We start from the raw sequence: 14,837 nt of genomic DNA, 5'->3' as shown, positions 1-14,837 counted from the left end.
GGCCGTTCCAACTCTCCTCATGCAATCCGAGCGAGACTGAGAGATCCAAAGCCGGCAGGGCATCGAGGTATGCCTCACCGGCATAGCCGCAGGAGTGGCAAGCTGGTTGGGTGCGGTTCGACATCGATCTCAAGCATCTGCGCTACTTACTCGCGGTGGCCGACGAAGGTACGTTCACGAAGGCGGCCGAACATCTGGGCATGACGCAGCCCGCGCTGTCGCGTGCGATCCGGTCCCTGGAGGGCGCGGTCGGGACGGCATTGTTCGTCCGGGCCCCGCATGGGACCGAACTGACCGAGGCCGGCCGGATGCTCAGCCAGGAGCTCGCAGCCTGGTCGAATCAGCCGATGCCGCACTGACCCGGGTAGCCAGGTACGGACGGGAGGGACCGCAGCTTCGAGTGACCGCACGCGGGTGCGACATCGACGTCCTGCAACAGCTCGTGACCTCCTACAATGAGCGGCTTCCGTGTGAGCTCCCCGCGCGAGGAGGCATGGTTGACTGGCGGGTCCAGGCTGATCAGGTGCGCGCTGGTGAGGCGGACGTCACGCTGCTGCGCGCTCCCTTCGACTCTCGCGACCTGGACAGCGATCTGATCCGGACCGACCCTCGCGTCGCCGTGCTCCCAGACACTCATCCGCTTGCCGGGCGTGAGGCGATCCATCGCAGTGAACTTGCGGGCGAATCATTTCCGGTCTGGTCAAATCTCACGCCGGCTGAAATGAAGTACTGGCTTGGCACGGACCTCACCGACTACGACTGGCAGCCTGGCCCGGTGGTGCATGACACTGCTCAGTTCATCGGCAGCATCAGGTTGGGTCAGGGCGTCGGATTCCTTCCCGCTGCACGCGTGCCTGAGCACCTGCCGGCTGGGATCACCGTCTTACCGGTCGTCGGGCTGTCGCCCAGCCAGTTGTGGATCACCTGGGCGACGTCCGCGATCTCTCCCAATGTGGCGAGGTTCGTGCGTCACGCCACGGAACATACGACGGCGGTCGTGACGGCCTGACACTCGTCGACGTGCGCGCGAACAACGTACCTTCGCCTGCAAGTCCCTCGTCGCAACGGAGTGCTGGCCATCGCGCTACCCGAGCTTGTCGACCCTGGTCACCGGCAGGTCGAGTCAAGCCGATTGCACGCCCTCTGCACCGCAGCGACCGGATGACTCCTGAAGATCACCAACAGAGTCACGGTATTGAGGCTAGGGGGAGAAGGCTGCTGTTGGTCGACTACTCATCTACCTGGGGCTTCGTTGCCCTGTCACCGCAACCCCTCGACCTCACAACCAGGTTGGTAGGAGCTCAGTTGCCCGACGGGCCGTAATCACCCGGTCGAGACTTCCACCGATGGACACCACTCAAGATCGAAAAGGCAACAGCTTCTTACGTGCAGGACGTGTCGCCACGCGGCAGTTCATTCGAGACAAAGAAGGCGTCCAAGGCGCCTATAGCGCAGGCATTCGGCTCAGGATGAACCAGCACTCCGTGGCCCCCTGCGTCGACGTCGACCAAGACTGCATCGCCACCCGTTGCCTGGCGCATGCCACGAGCGGTACTAAGCGGAGTGGCCGGGTCACGTCGATTCTGCAGAATCAGTACATTGCGCTTTCCAATGGGTTTGACCTTCGGCTCCGGGCCGGTTGGTTGCGAGACCCAGGCTGAACAGGGCGTGATGTTGGCCGGAGCACCCGCCGTGAGTGGGAACTTCGCCCGGTCGACAGCGGTGTTGTGAGCATAAGTCCTGATGTTGCGTGGCCAGGCCTTGTCCCCACAGCTGATCGCCCAGCCCGCTGAATAGAGATTGTCTTGCGGAACTCCCGCCATCGTGCCGTTGGCGACGAAGTCGTTGGTCAGTTCCGTGAGGAAGGTACGGTCGGCGTCGCTGGGATTTCCTGCTGCGACGCCGGCTGCGGCCTGCCACAGCCGGGCCAGCATGGGCACCGGCGACTCTTTCGTCGCGATCATGCTCGCGTCGCTGTACGAGAGCTGCCAGGTGAAGAACCGTATGAGATTGCCGTTGATCGGGGCTTTGGTGCCCGGCAGCGAGACGGGACGACGATCGAGCTCGGCCGCCAGGGCAAGGTAGTTTCGCCGCACGTCACGGGGCGTGCTGCCGAGACCGACTGTGTCCTTGTGGGCGACCGCGAAGCGGGCAAGATCGGGCCAGCGGTCCTCCATGGCTTCGCTGAATGTACGGAAGTCGTCGTAGCCGCGCTTGTTGGGGTCGACCGAACTGTCGAGCACCACTCGGTCGACATTCTCGGGAAACAGCGCTCGGTAGATCGATCCCAGGTAGGTGCCCCAGGAAATGCCGTAGTAGGAAACGGAGCGCTCTCCGAGCGCGCTGCGGATCCGGTCCATGTCCTTGGCGACGTTCGCAGTGGTCAAGTGCGGCAACAGGCCAGCTGAGTTGGCTGCGCACTGGTGGGCCATCCGCTTGGCGTATGCCACGTTGGCGTTGATCGAACCGTCCGCACCTGGGAAGGACAGTACCTCCAGCTGCTCATCGCGGACGAGTTCATCGGCGTCCCGGCCGCAGTTCATCGGAGTGCTGTGCCCGATGCCGCGAGGGTCGAAAGCGACCAGGTCGTAGCTGTCTCGCACTGCCTCAGGCAGGAGACTGCCCATCGCGGTAGGAACGTCCAGGCTGGAGCTTGGGCCCCCGCCGTTGAGCATCAGGACGCCCTTGCGCTTCTTCGGGTCGGCTGCAGGGATCCGGGACACTTCGATCGCGATCGCTTGTCCCTCCGGATCCTTGTAGTCCAGCGGCACCTTGAGCCTGGCGCATTGCTGCGGCGCCGGGGCGTCCGTGGGGCACGCGCCCCACTTAAGCGTCGATGGATGCGTCGCTTTAAGCGTCGATGGATGCGTCGCTGTGGCCTCGGCCGACTGGATCATGATGGTCACAGCGCCGACACCGAGCGCGACGGCGGCAACCAAGGCAGGCAGTGTGCGCACACGGTGGCCTCGGTGCCGACCGTTGCGAGGGGAATTGTTTGAAGACACAGATCGACCATAAAAATCATGGTCAGGACAAGCTAACCCCCTGGCTACCGGGATGTGGGACAGGCAGCGGTATGGACAACAAAGCATCGTTGGTGTACTTGATCTGTTTCGCCTGCTCGTTGTTCTCTTCGATCTTCCAGCACACTCCGGCCCGGCACACGGCCTCCGGCAAGGCGGCGTCGCGGCGGTGGTGCACGAGGAAGTAGGCGTACTCGAAGTCCACGCGCCCGCCCGCGAGTTGCTTCTTCCTGGTGGAGCGGCGGATGAGCAGATGATGGGCAAAGCCGTCGGCGGGCTCCTGGCCGGGCAGGACCACGTCGAACCAGCCCAGTCGTAGTACCGCTGCCCCTTGGAGCCCTTGCCCTGGCTGCGGCGCTCCCACTGGTCACACATGATCGCGTAGTGCAGCAGGTCGCCGACCTGCGCGACGGCGGGCTGGTACGGCTTGCCGGGCGGCCCGGCCACCGGCAGCGTGACTGGTACCCCCAGCACGTGGCACTACCCCGGGACTCGGGCCACCGCCCGTACGTCGTGGCTTTGCCGCCTGGTGGAGCCGGTCGCGGGCGAAGGGCAGATACAGGGGACGACGAAAGGCAGTGCCCGGCATACTGCCGGGCACTGCCTCGGATCACGGCGCCGACGGCACGTCGGACCCGATACGGGCGGGAATGGCTGTGACGGCTCCGAAGCGGGTGCCGTCACAGCCTGATCAGCTGTTCTCACACGGTTGGTTCTCGCGCGTCAGCTGATCCTCACCTACACAGCTCGTCGTCGATCAGGTCGTTCTGGGTCTGCTGGCTGGACGAGTCCGAGGAGCCGTCGCCGGACGCGTTCAGGACCACGCCACGGCGGCCGTCAGCGCTGAATCCATTGCGGGTCGTGTAGCCGGGAATGTCGCCGCCATGACCGTAGTAGACACCGCCGCAGGACAGCGGGACCTCCATCAGGCCAAGGCCGTAGCGCGCGCCGGCCCACCCGGGATCCAGCTCCGAGGCCCGTACAGTCGTCTTCATCGCCGCCAGCTGCGCTGGGCGCAGCAGCTTGCCGCCCAGGAGCGCCTGGTAGAAGCGGCTCAGATCGGCCGTCGTACTGATCATGGCGCCCGCCGCGCCCCCGGCGGAAGGGTTGAGGGCGGTGACGTCGATCTCCGGACCCGCCTCGTCGAAGGCGGAGTAGCCGTGCAGGTGGCGGCCGGGGATCCGCGGGTCCGTCGTCGGGGCGAGGGTGTCGTACAGGCCCAGCGGGCGGACGATTCGCGCGGTGACCTCCTGGGTCCAGTCGTGCCCGGTGATCTTCTTGATGATCATTCCGGCGAGGACGTAGTTGGTGTTGGAGTAGCTCCAGCCGGTGCCGGGCTGGAAATTCGGGGCGTGCCGCATGCCGATGGCGGCCAGCTGCTCGGCGGTCCAGGTGGCGTAGCGGTTGGCTTGGTAGCCGGCCTTGCTGGCGAACTCGGGGAAGTCCGCCGTGTAGTCGAACAGTCCGCTGGTGTGCTGGAGCAGCTGCCTGACGGTGATCTTGCTGCCGTCGTTGCCGTTGCCGGAGACCACTTTGGGCAGCCAGTGCTCCACGGTGTCGTCCAGCGACAGGCGTCCCTCGGCGACGAGTTGCAGCACCACCGTGGCGACGAACGTCTTGGTGGTGCTGGCGATCCGGAACCGGTCGCCGGGACGTGCACGGTCCCCAGTTGCTTGGTCGGCCACCCCTCCGATGGCGCTCCGGGTACCGTGTGGTCCGGTCGAGCGGACCACCACCCCGACGGTACCCGTCTTCATGATGGTGTCCACGTGTGCCTGCAGCGCCGTGCTGTCTGACGCGTGGTGCGTCCCGCCGCGCACCGAAACGGCTGCGGTCGCGCCCTCGGCGGGAACTGCCAGGGCGATACTGGCCAGCGCGGTTGCCAATGTCCTGGTCACCACACGGGAGATGAGTTCGGTCTTCATCGGTCGCGGACTCCTTGCGTTCGTTCAGGCCACTGCCCTGACATGACCATCACGCTAGGAACTCCGTCCGTGCGCCACGATCAAGCAGGCGGGCCGACCGGTGGGGGTGCGGCCACCCCGGAATGGGTAGCGCCTGCTGTATTGACCGGGCCCCGGCCCTGGTGGATGGGTTTTCGACCAAGAGAGAACCGTCCCCACCAGAGCCTTCGCATGCTCGCCCCTTGCTGCTCGCCGCCGGATAGTTTCGCCAGGCCGATGGCTCAGCTGGCCGGCCAGTGCGACCCGCTCCGCCAGCGTCCGCAGCCAGTCGCGATCCGCCGTCGGCCCGCCAGCCTCAGCGGCAGCGTGATGCTGTCCTCGATGGAGAGGGTGGGGATCAGGTTGCGCGCTGGGTGGATCGGTCGGAGACGAGACCGGCGATCGCGGGGTGGGTCTCGGCGTAGGTGTCGCGCCGTCCGGTGAACCTGCGCAGGGGCGCCCACTGGCGGAGCTCGGCGTGGGTGTGCTCGACGCAGATCCGGGCCGAGGACTGGCGGCGCCTGGCCTCCTGCCAGGCGTACTTGTCGCCGTCGCACGCCTCGTCCGCGGGCTTCTTCGGCGGTGCGCTGACCTGGCCGGGGAACTGCTTGGCCAGTCCCTGGTACCCCGAGTCGACCTTGGCCTTGACCGTGGGACGGGTCCGGAACTGCTCGGCGATGCCTGCGGTGCGCAGGGCGGTCTGATCGTGCATGCGGCCCGGCCGTACCGCGCCGGACAGCAGCGTGCGGCCCTGGCCGTCGCTGAACGTGGTGGTCCTGATGGTGTTCTGCCTGCGCTTGGCGGAGACGAGCGCCCGGCGGCCCGGGCGCCCGGCCTGAGGGCGGCGGACCTGAGTCTCGGCCCCGTCCATCCGCAGTTCGACGCCCCCGGCCTCGGCACAGGCGAAGACCTCCGCCAGGGTCTTCAGCCGCAGTCCCGCCCGGTCGGGCACGGCGAACCCGCGAGCGGCGAGGAGCGGACGGACCTGACGGACGGCCTCGGAGACGGTGGAGCGGTCCACGGCGAACAGCTCGGCGAGCACTGCGTGGGGCAGCTGATGGCGCAGATGGACCAGGGTGACCAGCAGCCGAAGAAGACCAGCTTCGGCTTGCGCCCAGCCCCTTCCGCCCGCCGATCCGGGCCACCCCGTGCCGCACGCAGCGCGGACTGGCGGGCCGCTTCCCACGGTCCGGCGAGTTCGGCGAACAACTCGCCGAAATGTGCGCGGGAGACACCAGACAGAGCAGGATGGGAACAGACCGCACGGGCCCAGGTCAGCTTCACAACCCAGCCAATCCGTGCGGTCCTTCTCATGTCACGGCCCGAACGGGGGTGATCGAAACTTCCCCCGAGCTCGTAAGCCTGGAACCCGAACCCGACGCGTTATTGGCGCAGTTGGGTACGGCGGGACTCGTTCAGCCGGCGATCTCGTGACCGTCGATGCAGAACGCTTCCCGACGTCGGGGAGTCGAGCCCGGCGGCACAGTGCATAAGCGTGGTCTTGCCGGAGTCCGAGGGCCCCATCACGGCGAGGAAGGTGCCGCGTTGAACACGGTCAACGACACGTCGTCGAGGGCGCGTACGCCGCCCGGGTAGGCCGTGCTGACGCCCACCAGAGCCATGGCGGGGGCGCCGACGGCAGTGTTGGCGGCGTTCATCGCCGACCGCGCAGGTTCCGTACGACGAGAGTGCCTGCGCACAGGACGGTGATCGCGCCGCACACCAGGTGCACCCAGGTGTCGGCGCCGCCGAAGGAGGCCGCCATGTTGGCGAGCGCGCTGGCCACCACCACCATCCAGAGCAGGGTACGGGCGATGTCTCCGGAGCTGAGCCGGTCGGTGGGACCGGGGGTCGTCGTGTGCTGCATGGGGGCTGCTCCCGAAGTCTTGTGGGGTGGCTCTGCGGTGGCCGTGTGCCGTTCCTGCTGTCGTCACCGACGCTATGGATCAGCACCTCTGGCGGCCGATCCCGCAGCCCGCCCGGTTCGGGGTACAGCAGGCTGTACTGCCCCGCCGCTTGGGTGACGGCGAACTCGCCTGCATCGCATGGTTTGCCACGGACAACTTGTCCGTGGATAAGTACGGCGTTCATCCGGATTCTGTGGCGGCATAGGGTCGTTCACATGACGGCGGGCAGGAGTGGAGCGGCAGACCGGCGCGAGAGCCGCGAGAGCTTCAAGGGCATCGCGCTACGGAGCCTGAGCGCTGCCGATGTGTCGATCGCCCAGCTGGCGTCCGGGCTCAACACGGCTCTGCTCGCCATCCTGTTGCTGCTGTGGCTGACTTTCACTGCCGCGACGAGCGTCGTCGGCGTCGGGCTGCTCATGGCACCCGCGCTCCTGCGCACCCTGCACGCCCTGGCTGACCGGGAACGCGGCCGGCTCGCCCGCTGGGGCCCCGAGGTCGCCGCCCCGGAGGCCCCGCCCACGCGGCTGCGGGCCGCCCTCGTCGACCGCACCACCTGCCGCGAACTGGGCTGGCTGGTCCGGCACTCCACCGTGGGGGCGCTGCTCGGCCTGCTCGGCGTCCTGCTCCCGGTCTTCGCGGTGCGGGACACCGCTTTCCCGCTGTACTGGACGTTCATGCCCGAGGACGCGACTGCCACCTCCGTGGGCATCGGAAACGCGCACACCTGGCCGGAAGCCGTCGCCGTGACGCTGCTGGGTGTGGGCTGGATCGCCATCATCCTGGGGCTGACGCCCCGTATGGCCCGGCTCCAGGCGGGCCTCGGGCGACGGCTCCTGTCGGCAGGTCCCGACGTCGATCTGTCCCTGCGCGTCGCGGAGTTGACCGCCACACGTGCCGCCGCCCTGGACGCCCACGCCACCGAACTGCGCCGCATCGAACGCTCGTTGCACGACGGTGCGCAGAACCGGCTCCTCTCCGTCGCCATGCTGATCGGGGCGTCCCGCCGCATGGCGACCCGCGATCCGGCGGGCGCCGACGAACTCCTGGAACGCGCCCAGTCCGCCGCCGAACAGGCGCTGGCCGAGCTGCGTACCGTCGCCCGCGCCATCCTGCCGCCGGTGCTGGCGGACCGAGGCCTCGCGGGCGCGCTCGCCGGTCTCGCCGCGAACTGCGCGGTGCCCTGCCGGATCGACGTGGACGTGCCCGAACGCCGCGCCGCCTCCGTCGACGCGACCGCCTACTTCGTGGTCGCCGAGGCCCTGACCAACATCGCCAAGCACAGCGGCGCCCGGCACGCCGTCGTCACGGCACGCGGCGGCGGGGGCCGACTCGTACTGTCCGTCGAGGACGATGGCAGGGGCGGCGCCGGGGGCAACTCCCGGGCTTTCGGCGCCGGAGGAGAGGACGGCGGCTCCGGGCTTACCGGCATCCGTCGCCGCATCGCGGCGCACGACGGCGGCCTCACCCTGACCAGCCCGCCTGGTGGCCCGACCGTCCTGACAGTGGATCTTCCCTGTGGATCGTGACGACCGGAGCCCGGCCTGTGGAGCCCGACCTGTGGATCCTGTGGAGCCTGACATGCGGATCGTGACAGCCGAGGACGAATCCCCTGCTGCGTGAGGGGCTCGCCCTGCTGCTGCGCGCCGAGGGGCTCGACGTGGTGGCCACCACGGGTACCCCCGACGAGGCGCTGGTTGCCATCGACGTGCACAAGCCGGGCGTCGCCATCCTCGACGTACGGATGCCGCCGGCCCACACCGACGAGGGATCGTCGCCGCGGTCGAGGCCCGGCGCCGACGGCCCGATCTTGCTGTACTCGTGCTGTCCGCGTACGTCGAGCAGAGTTTCGCCACAGGAACTCCACGTATGTTCCCACGGCCGAGAACGACGCGTCCTATGGCGCCGTCGGACGGTTCCTGACCGAACGCCGTGGATCGGCGACCGCGTTCTCCGTGACCTTCGTCCTCGCCGCCAGGGTTCTCCACCTGCCCGCCAGGGTCGTGGTCGGTTTCACTGCGGGGAAGCAGCAGCCGGGAGCCGGTTACGTCGTGCGGGAAGCAACGCCACCGCCTGGGGTGAGGTGAAATTCGAGCATCTCGGCTGAGCCGCGTTCAACCCCCTGCCCGCTCCCAGCACCGCCGCCCCGGACGAGGGGTCGACCACCTCACCGTCACTCCGGCCCGGTACAGCGAGTCCGACTCCGAGTCCGACAGCGAGCACGCCCCGCGCAACCCCGACAGGCGCCACTCGGACGGGGAAACACCGCGGCGCGCACCGGCCATCGGTCACCGAAGTGCCACGCTTGCGAGCGCGCCAGCTGCGACACCCGCAGAGCTGCCGGGAGCACCGGATACCGCATCACAAGCGCCGAACACCGAGCCACCCGAAGAGGTTGGAGCTTAAGTTCGCGTACCGGCGTTGCCACAGGCAGACCGCTACCGGCTCTTCTGACCGTCAGGGTGCAGTTCGTTCATTGCGTGTCTCCATTGGGGTGGTTGAGATCTGGCGGGTAGCCCTTGGCGCGCAGCCAGCTATCAAGCGCCAGCGCGACGATGTCGCCGTGGGGGGGTGCCGTTGTCGGCGTTGTAGCGGCGGATGCGGCGCTGGAGCTGGAGGGCTTCGGGTACGGGTGAAGGGGTCGTCGGTGGGTCCGGGCTGGGCTTCGAGGAGGTTGGCGAGGTCGCGCAGCAGGCGGACGTGGTGGGTGTTGGCGGGCATGGTGGTGCTCCGGGGTTGCTGCGACTAGTCGAATAGTGATCCGCCTAGTCGACTATCGGGCTATTGGAATAGTCGGCAGGGTGGACGCGGTCCCGCTAGTGCCGTGACCACGAGCGTTCACGGTGTCGGCGGCCATGCCGTCGGCCTGCAGGTGTGGCGGTGGGAGTTCAGCTGACCTCGTTGCGGACGGCGGTGTCGAGGTCGGTGGCGGTCAGGCGGAAGGTGTCGGCGGTCTCCGTCGCGTCCATGTGGAACGGCGCGTACCACTGGTAGTCCATCTCGGCCATCTCGCGGGCGATCGGGACGATCAGCCCGGCCGTACGCGTCACGGAGCGCGGTATCTGGATTAGTTTGACCGGTGGCCGGCCCGCCGCGACGGCGTAGTGCCGCGCCAGCTCGCGGATGGTGACGGCCGGCGCGGACGGCACGTGCCAGGGTCGGCCCCACGCGCGTTCTTCCGAGGCCAGCGTGATGAGGGCCTGTGCCATGTCGCCGTTGAAGGTGAAGGTGTGCGGCATGTCCAGGTGGCCGGTGATCCAGGCCGCTTTTCCCTTCTGCAGGGCCGACTTGATGAGCAGGGAGTAGATGCCGTTGGCGTCCTTGCCGATGTAGTCGGAGCCGCGGACCTCGACGGTGCGGATCCCTCCGGCGAGGGCCTGTTCCCACATGCGTCTGCGCAGGCGGCCCTTGTGCCCGGTGGCGGCCATGGGGGTGTGTTCGTTCATCCGGCCACCGGGCTGCGGGCCGTAGGCGTAAAGGCTGCCGGTCAGTGCGAGGACGGCGTCGTTCGCCTTGGCGGCGGTGATGGCCGCCGTCTGCAGCGGCGGCAACAGGGGCTCCCACATCGTGTATGAGGGTGGATTGGCGCAGTGGTAGATCACTTCCGCGCCGCGGGACAGCTCGGTCAGGCGGGACGGGTCGGACGCGTCCGCGGCGATCCGGTCGACCAGCTGGTGCTCGGGGCCGGAGCCGCTGCGGGTGACGATCCGGACGCTCTCGCCGCGCTCGGCGAGCAGACGAGCGACGTTGGTACCGATGGAACCGGCACCGATGATGACGTGCTTGGCCATGACGGATTTCCTTCTCCGGGCTATCGGTCAGTCGTCCACGCCGGAGCCGGTATAGGTGGGCACGTCGGCGAGCATGCCGGCGATCTGCGGGTTGAGCTCGTTGCGGCGCCGGTGCAGTTCCTGGATCTTGGCGTTCAGGTCGGGGTCGTCGTCGTCACTGACGTCGAAGATCTCCAGCCGTTCGACCAGGTGCAGCCCGAGGTGGTCGGTCTGGTAGGTGGTCGGGTGCGTCAGGTAGGCGAAAAGCCCGTCAAGATCCTCGACGACGAACACCGCGCCGTACGTGTAGTCGCCGCCGTGGTCGCGGCCGACGACGAAGGACTTGATGGCGGGGTTCGACCGGCCCTGGTTGCGCCAGCTCCCCAGCACTCCATCGATCTGCTCGGGCGTCGCAGTGGCCTTCATCGTGACTCTGTTGATGTGGTAAATCATGACTTACTACTCGTTTCTAACGTCGTTAGATTTCCTAACGGCGTTAACTATGACGCGCATCGCCGACGCGGTCAAGACGGTGACTAGTGTTCGAGAACACCATCGAAGCGAAGTGACAGACCATGCCGACCAGCACAAGACGGGCCCGCGAACGGGCGAACACCCGGGAGCGGATCATCGAGGCCGCGCTGCACGTCCTCGAGACCGAGGGCATCGCGGCCCTGACGATCCGGCGCATCGCCACCGACGTCGAATATTCCGCGCCCGTCGTCTACCAGCACTTCGCTAACAAGGACGCGCTCGTACTGGAGCTGGTCGCGCACGGTCACCACCTGATGCTGACCGAGTTCCGCCAAGCCGCGCAGGAGCCCGACACGGACCGGCGCATGACGCGCATTGCGTCGCAGTACGTCCGGTTCGCCGGCGAGCACCCCCACCTCTACCAGGTCATGAACGACCCGATGGCCGACGCGGACGAACGCCGACGCGTCGCGGAACCGGTCATCGACGTCCTCAAGGAGCTGCTCACCTCCTGGTCGGCTGCACACGACGTGGTCCTGGCCGATTTCGACCAGGCTTGCGAGATCCTTTGGGGCACGCTGTACGGCATCGCGTCGCTCAGTTACCTCGGCAATGTAGGCAGCGATCGCGCCCGCCGCCTCGCCGAACAGGCGCTTCGCGCGATCCTTCTCGGCTGGCAAACCGAGGCGCTGGCGAACGGTCGACCGGCGAGCAGCTAGGTGCTCTGACCGCTGTGGTTCGCCGGGGTTAGAGGAAGGACCGGAGTGTTCGTCGAGATCGTCTTCGTGGGGCTGCCGATCGATCATTACGACGTCGAGGAGGCTCTGGAGACGGCGTTCGAGCTCGACGGCGAGGTCACCGGCGCGGGCAGCGGCATGAATCGTTGCCATCTTGACCTTGAAATCGCGGAGAGCCGGACACGACCGCGGCCCTGGAGCGGCTCCGGGCGGTGCTGTCCGAACTGGGAGTCGCGGACTGTGCGACGTTGAACGTCAGCGAATGATCAAGCAGCGGTCCTCGCTCGTCCGCCCCATCGAATGCCCTTCTCACTGCGGCTGCGGGCGCGCTCTCGACGCTGGGCGGCAAGGACGTCGGGGTGGCGGGCGTTGGCGTTGCGCCAGCGGAGATAGGCGTGGAGGGCCCGGGTCTGTGTGGTGTGGTTGCGGTGGTTGGAGTTGGCGATCGTGAACTGTCGCAACGGCCCGAAGTGAGCCTCGATCGGGTTGGCCCAGGACGCGTAGGTCGGCGTGAAGCACAGCTCGACCCTGTTCTTCGCCCAGCGGCGGATGGTGTCGCCCTTGTGGGCGGACAGGTTGTCCAGGATGACGTAGATCGGGGCGCCGTCCGGGCGAGCGGCCCGAATCGACCTAGCCGTGGCCTCTTCGTCGTAGTGGGCGAAGGGCCTGCTCGGTACTCTCCGTGGCGGCTGGCGAACCGGCCGGCAGCCTGCCCGCATGCGCCCGCTCACCTCCGTCAGCAGCGCCAACGATGCTCCGCCACCGCTCGCCGACTGACGGCACGTGACCGCCACATGATCTTCGCTACTTCGTAAACCCGCCCGGAACCGCCCCCTGACACGAGGACAGAAACTGTCGAACACTTCACTGGCAGCGGTCCGGGCACCGGTCGAGCACGGCTTCGCCCACCTCAAGAACTGGCGCGTGCTCGGTAAGGTCCGCACCGACCCGACGTGGGCGACCGCCCTGGTCAGGTCCCTGCTCGTCCTCACGAACCGCGAAGTGTCCCGGTGACCGACGATCTTCACCGAAGTCATCCGCCCACGACCAGCACGAGCACCCCGAACCCCACGCACACCAGACCCGTGACCAGCAACTTCACGATGCACAGTGCTCAATAGATACGGGCGTGACCTGTACCTCGGCGGACCGCACTCCCTTCTCCAGGGCGGCTGACCGCGCGCGTACCGGCAAGCCCAGCCAGGGAGTGGCAGCAGCCGAAGGTTTGAAATGGCGGGTTGCTATCTCCAAGCGCGTCGGACGAGCCGTTGTTGCGCGGGACGGCACCGATGGAGCATCAACATCCGGTGACCGTCTATGACTGCGCACTTGAGCGCGCAACGGCTGGGGGTCAAGGGGGCGCAGGTTCAAATCCTGTCGTCCCGACCAGCTTTTTGCAGGTCGGAGGCCGTTCTCTCGTTTACGGGAGGGCGGCTTTTCGCGTTCCTGGAGGGCTGGTGGTCGCAGTGTGGTCGCAGGCCGGGTGCCATACCCGTTCGCGGTGTTGCAGAAGCCGGGCGGGGTGGGGGAGCGGAGCCGGTTGAGGGCTTCGCGGAGCCGTTGGATGTGGTCGCGTGGTGATCGCAGCTGCTCCAGCCGGGCCTGCCGGTCGGCCTTCTGTTCGGCCCGCGTGAGGGTGTGCTCGATGGTGTCGACGGCTTCGCGGGCGGCCTGCTGGGTGAGGTGGCTGTAGATGTTGGCCGTGGTGGACAGGGTGGAGTGGCGCAGGGTCTTGGAGACCACGGTGAGGGGGACGCCGGCGGTGATGGTGAGGGTGGCGGCCAGGTGGCGCAGGTCGTGAACGGTCACCCGGGGGACGCCGGCTTCGTCGGACAGTTGCCGGAGCCGGTCCAGGACGGCTCTGGGCCGCAGCGGGCGGCCGTCGGGTCGGCAGAAGACGAGTCCAGCGAACGGATCGCCCGGGCGCCTGTGGACGCGATCTCTGGCCCGGGCCCGGCGGCGGAGGGCGGCGGCGACGCGAGGGGAGATGGCCACCCAGTTCTTGCTGGTGCGGGTCTTGGGCGTGGTGATCACGAGCCGGTTGTTGTCGACGGCGGAGAGTGTGCACCGCACGTAGAGAACGCGTTCGGTGAGATGGACGTCGTCCCAGTGCAGCCCGAGGGCCTCGCCCTTGCGCAGGCCGGTGCCGATGAGGAACTCGAACAGGTCGGCCATGTCCGGGTCGGTTTCGTGGCAGTACTGCAGGAACCGGACTGCCTCGTTCGCGGTCCAGATTTGGCGCTCCGGCGAAGGCGGTCGGCGCAGCGCCGGTGGACTGGCGGGATTGTGGGCCAGGCGGTGCTGGCGGACGGCGTCCCCCAGCGCGCTGGACAGCGTGGTCAAGCACCGGTAGATGGTGGTGCGGCCGCGGCCAACCTCGAGCTCGCTGGTCACGAATGCGCTGATGTGCCGGTGCCGGAGGTCGTCCAGCCTGAGACTGCCGAAGGCGGGGACGAGATCGTTGTGCACGTAGTCCCGGTATCGGGCCATGGTCGTCGGCTTGAGGACCAGCGCCTTCGCTGCCAGCCAGGTGTGCAGGAAGTCGGTGACGGTCTGGTTCGGGTCGGCGTTGAAGCCGCCGGCCTCACCCTCCAGGAACGTGGCCAGCGCGGCCTTGGCGGTGTCGTGGCTGGTGAAGCCGCCACGCCGGACGGTCGTGCGGTGGTGTGGGGCGGGGATGTCGACGGCGAAGGTCCACGTCCCGTGGCGGCTGTCGGTGAGCAGGTGGGGGCAGTGTGCTCCGAGCTGGCGCCGGTGGGCGTCGCGACAGCCGCACCTGCGGTAGATGCGGCCGCGGTCGGGGGTGGTACGCATGAAGATCGCCTCCAAGGCGCGGAGTGAAGGGCCGACACCTCCAGTCTTGTGCGACCACACGCGACCACCACGCCAGCCATGTCTGCCGCGACCAGCGCGTTTCCCTTGGCCGGGCGCCAAGGGCGGCGGCCTGAGGGCAGCCCGTGAATGATCTCGAGCGAGCCGGTTGGAC

Annotated in this window: 15 protein-coding genes and 4 pseudogenes; 8 read left to right on the top strand and 11 right to left on the bottom strand. The window is 67.8% G+C overall.

Going from position 1 to position 14,837, the window contains the following annotated elements:
- Window positions 1–110 precede the first annotated feature (110 nt).
- Both ACQEVY_RS03890 and ACQEVY_RS03885 read left to right on the top strand, forming a co-directional pair.
- On the top strand, window positions 111–359 hold the full coding sequence (locus ACQEVY_RS03890; RefSeq protein ID WP_432944804.1) for a LysR family transcriptional regulator: 249 nt from the start codon (window positions 111–113) through the stop codon (window positions 357–359).
- 134 nt (window positions 360–493) lie between these two features.
- The gene (locus tag ACQEVY_RS03885; RefSeq protein WP_432944802.1) at window positions 494–1,009 is read left to right on the top strand and encodes a LysR substrate-binding domain-containing protein; all 516 of its coding nucleotides are present in this window, start codon (window positions 494–496) and stop codon (window positions 1,007–1,009) included.
- A 373-nt stretch (window positions 1,010–1,382) separates the two neighbouring features.
- Here the strand turns inward: ACQEVY_RS03885 and ACQEVY_RS03880 are convergent, their stop codons facing one another.
- From ACQEVY_RS03880 to ACQEVY_RS03850, 7 genes are all read right to left on the bottom strand, one after another.
- Window positions 1,383–2,939: an alpha/beta hydrolase gene (locus ACQEVY_RS03880; RefSeq protein ID WP_432944800.1), complete on the bottom strand. Its 1,557-nt coding sequence runs from the start codon at window positions 2,937–2,939 to the stop codon at window positions 1,383–1,385.
- Window positions 2,940–3,027: 88 nt separating this feature from the next.
- Complete coding sequence (locus ACQEVY_RS03875; protein ID WP_432944798.1) at window positions 3,028–3,321, bottom strand: hypothetical protein; 294 nt, start codon at window positions 3,319–3,321, stop codon at window positions 3,028–3,030.
- Window positions 3,322–3,757: 436 nt separating this feature from the next.
- On the bottom strand, window positions 3,758–4,948 hold the full coding sequence (locus tag ACQEVY_RS03870; RefSeq protein WP_432944796.1) for a serine hydrolase domain-containing protein: 1,191 nt from the start codon (window positions 4,946–4,948) through the stop codon (window positions 3,758–3,760).
- Between the two features lie 376 nt (window positions 4,949–5,324).
- Window positions 5,325–6,008 (bottom strand): transposase family protein, encoded by a 684-nt coding sequence (locus ACQEVY_RS03865; RefSeq protein WP_432944794.1) that lies wholly within the window; start codon window positions 6,006–6,008, stop codon window positions 5,325–5,327.
- Between the two features lie 341 nt (window positions 6,009–6,349).
- Window positions 6,350–6,490: a hypothetical protein gene (locus tag ACQEVY_RS03860; RefSeq protein ID WP_432955050.1), complete on the bottom strand. Its 141-nt coding sequence runs from the start codon at window positions 6,488–6,490 to the stop codon at window positions 6,350–6,352.
- Window positions 6,490–6,624, bottom strand: coding sequence for a hypothetical protein (locus ACQEVY_RS03855; protein ID WP_432944792.1), 135 nt, complete (start codon window positions 6,622–6,624; stop codon window positions 6,490–6,492). Before ACQEVY_RS03855 ends, ACQEVY_RS03860 begins: the two co-directional genes overlap by 1 nt.
- The gene (locus ACQEVY_RS03850; protein ID WP_432944790.1) at window positions 6,621–6,833 is read right to left on the bottom strand and encodes a hypothetical protein; all 213 of its coding nucleotides are present in this window, start codon (window positions 6,831–6,833) and stop codon (window positions 6,621–6,623) included. The genes ACQEVY_RS03855 and ACQEVY_RS03850 overlap by 4 nt, the downstream gene beginning before the upstream one ends.
- Before the next feature lie 255 nt (window positions 6,834–7,088).
- On the opposite strand from ACQEVY_RS03850, the gene ACQEVY_RS03845 reads away from it, so the two are divergent.
- The 3 genes and pseudogenes from ACQEVY_RS03845 to ACQEVY_RS03835 form a co-directional block, all read left to right on the top strand.
- Entirely contained in the window at window positions 7,089–8,399 is a 1,311-nt protein-coding gene (locus ACQEVY_RS03845; protein ID WP_432944788.1) for a sensor histidine kinase, read from the top strand.
- 52 nt (window positions 8,400–8,451) lie between these two features.
- A pseudogene (locus ACQEVY_RS03840) lies at window positions 8,452–8,727 on the top strand (response regulator); the annotation flags it as partial.
- Window positions 8,728–8,771: 44 nt separating this feature from the next.
- Window positions 8,772–8,957: pseudogene (locus ACQEVY_RS03835) on the top strand (transglutaminase domain-containing protein); the annotation flags it as partial.
- Between the two features lie 801 nt (window positions 8,958–9,758).
- Here ACQEVY_RS03835 and ACQEVY_RS03830 read toward each other — a convergent pair.
- Together ACQEVY_RS03830 and ACQEVY_RS03825 are read right to left on the bottom strand one after the other, a co-directional pair.
- Window positions 9,759–10,661, bottom strand: coding sequence for an NAD-dependent epimerase/dehydratase family protein (locus ACQEVY_RS03830; RefSeq protein WP_432944786.1), 903 nt, complete (start codon window positions 10,659–10,661; stop codon window positions 9,759–9,761).
- A gap of 27 nt (window positions 10,662–10,688) precedes the next feature.
- Entirely contained in the window at window positions 10,689–11,093 is a 405-nt protein-coding gene (locus tag ACQEVY_RS03825; RefSeq protein ID WP_432944784.1) for a Dabb family protein, read from the bottom strand.
- A 122-nt stretch (window positions 11,094–11,215) separates the two neighbouring features.
- Here ACQEVY_RS03825 and ACQEVY_RS03820 point away from each other — a divergent pair, with 122 nt between their 5' ends.
- Together ACQEVY_RS03820 and ACQEVY_RS03815 are read left to right on the top strand one after the other, a co-directional pair.
- On the top strand, window positions 11,216–11,833 hold the full coding sequence (locus tag ACQEVY_RS03820; RefSeq protein WP_432944782.1) for a TetR/AcrR family transcriptional regulator: 618 nt from the start codon (window positions 11,216–11,218) through the stop codon (window positions 11,831–11,833).
- Window positions 11,834–11,878: 45 nt separating this feature from the next.
- The gene (locus ACQEVY_RS03815; protein ID WP_432944780.1) at window positions 11,879–12,103 is read left to right on the top strand and encodes a hypothetical protein; all 225 of its coding nucleotides are present in this window, start codon (window positions 11,879–11,881) and stop codon (window positions 12,101–12,103) included.
- A 14-nt stretch (window positions 12,104–12,117) separates the two neighbouring features.
- Here ACQEVY_RS03815 and ACQEVY_RS03810 read toward each other — a convergent pair.
- Window positions 12,118–12,492: pseudogene (locus ACQEVY_RS03810) on the bottom strand (transposase); the annotation flags it as partial.
- Window positions 12,493–12,664: 172 nt separating this feature from the next.
- Here ACQEVY_RS03810 and ACQEVY_RS03805 point away from each other — a divergent pair.
- A pseudogene (locus tag ACQEVY_RS03805) lies at window positions 12,665–12,865 on the top strand (transposase family protein); the annotation flags it as partial.
- An 84-nt stretch (window positions 12,866–12,949) separates the two neighbouring features.
- Here ACQEVY_RS03805 and ACQEVY_RS03800 read toward each other — a convergent pair.
- Window positions 12,950–14,665, bottom strand: a complete 1,716-nt coding sequence (locus tag ACQEVY_RS03800) for a tyrosine-type recombinase/integrase (protein ID WP_432944778.1) — start codon at window positions 14,663–14,665, stop codon at window positions 12,950–12,952.
- Window positions 14,666–14,837 lie beyond the last annotated feature (172 nt).

It is taken from the genome of Streptomyces sp. CA-288835 (assembly GCF_050936385.1).
Classification (GTDB): Bacteria; Actinomycetota; Actinomycetes; order Streptomycetales; family Streptomycetaceae; genus Streptomyces.
This window is presented reverse-complemented; position numbering and strand designations above follow the sequence as displayed.

Bases quoted from the DNA above. Each gene is read 5' to 3' on its own strand.
- ACQEVY_RS03885 (WP_432944802.1), top strand. From the start codon at position 494: ATGGTTGACTGGCGGGTCCAGGCTGATCAGGTGCGCGCTGGTGAGGCG.
- ACQEVY_RS03870 (WP_432944796.1), bottom strand. From the start codon at position 4,948: ATGAAGACCGAACTCATCTCCCGTGTGGTGACCAGGACATTGGCAACC.
- ACQEVY_RS03860 (WP_432955050.1), bottom strand. From the start codon at position 6,490: ATGGGGCCCTCGGACTCCGGCAAGACCACGCTTATGCACTGTGCCGCC.
- ACQEVY_RS03855 (WP_432944792.1), bottom strand. From the start codon at position 6,624: ATGAACGCCGCCAACACTGCCGTCGGCGCCCCCGCCATGGCTCTGGTG.
- ACQEVY_RS03850 (WP_432944790.1), bottom strand. From the start codon at position 6,833: ATGCAGCACACGACGACCCCCGGTCCCACCGACCGGCTCAGCTCCGGA.
- ACQEVY_RS03845 (WP_432944788.1), top strand. From the start codon at position 7,089: ATGACGGCGGGCAGGAGTGGAGCGGCAGACCGGCGCGAGAGCCGCGAG.
- ACQEVY_RS03830 (WP_432944786.1), bottom strand. From the start codon at position 10,661: ATGGCCAAGCACGTCATCATCGGTGCCGGTTCCATCGGTACCAACGTC.
- ACQEVY_RS03825 (WP_432944784.1), bottom strand. From the start codon at position 11,093: ATGATTTACCACATCAACAGAGTCACGATGAAGGCCACTGCGACGCCC.
- ACQEVY_RS03820 (WP_432944782.1), top strand. From the start codon at position 11,216: ATGCCGACCAGCACAAGACGGGCCCGCGAACGGGCGAACACCCGGGAG.
- ACQEVY_RS03800 (WP_432944778.1), bottom strand. From the start codon at position 14,665: ATGCGTACCACCCCCGACCGCGGCCGCATCTACCGCAGGTGCGGCTGT.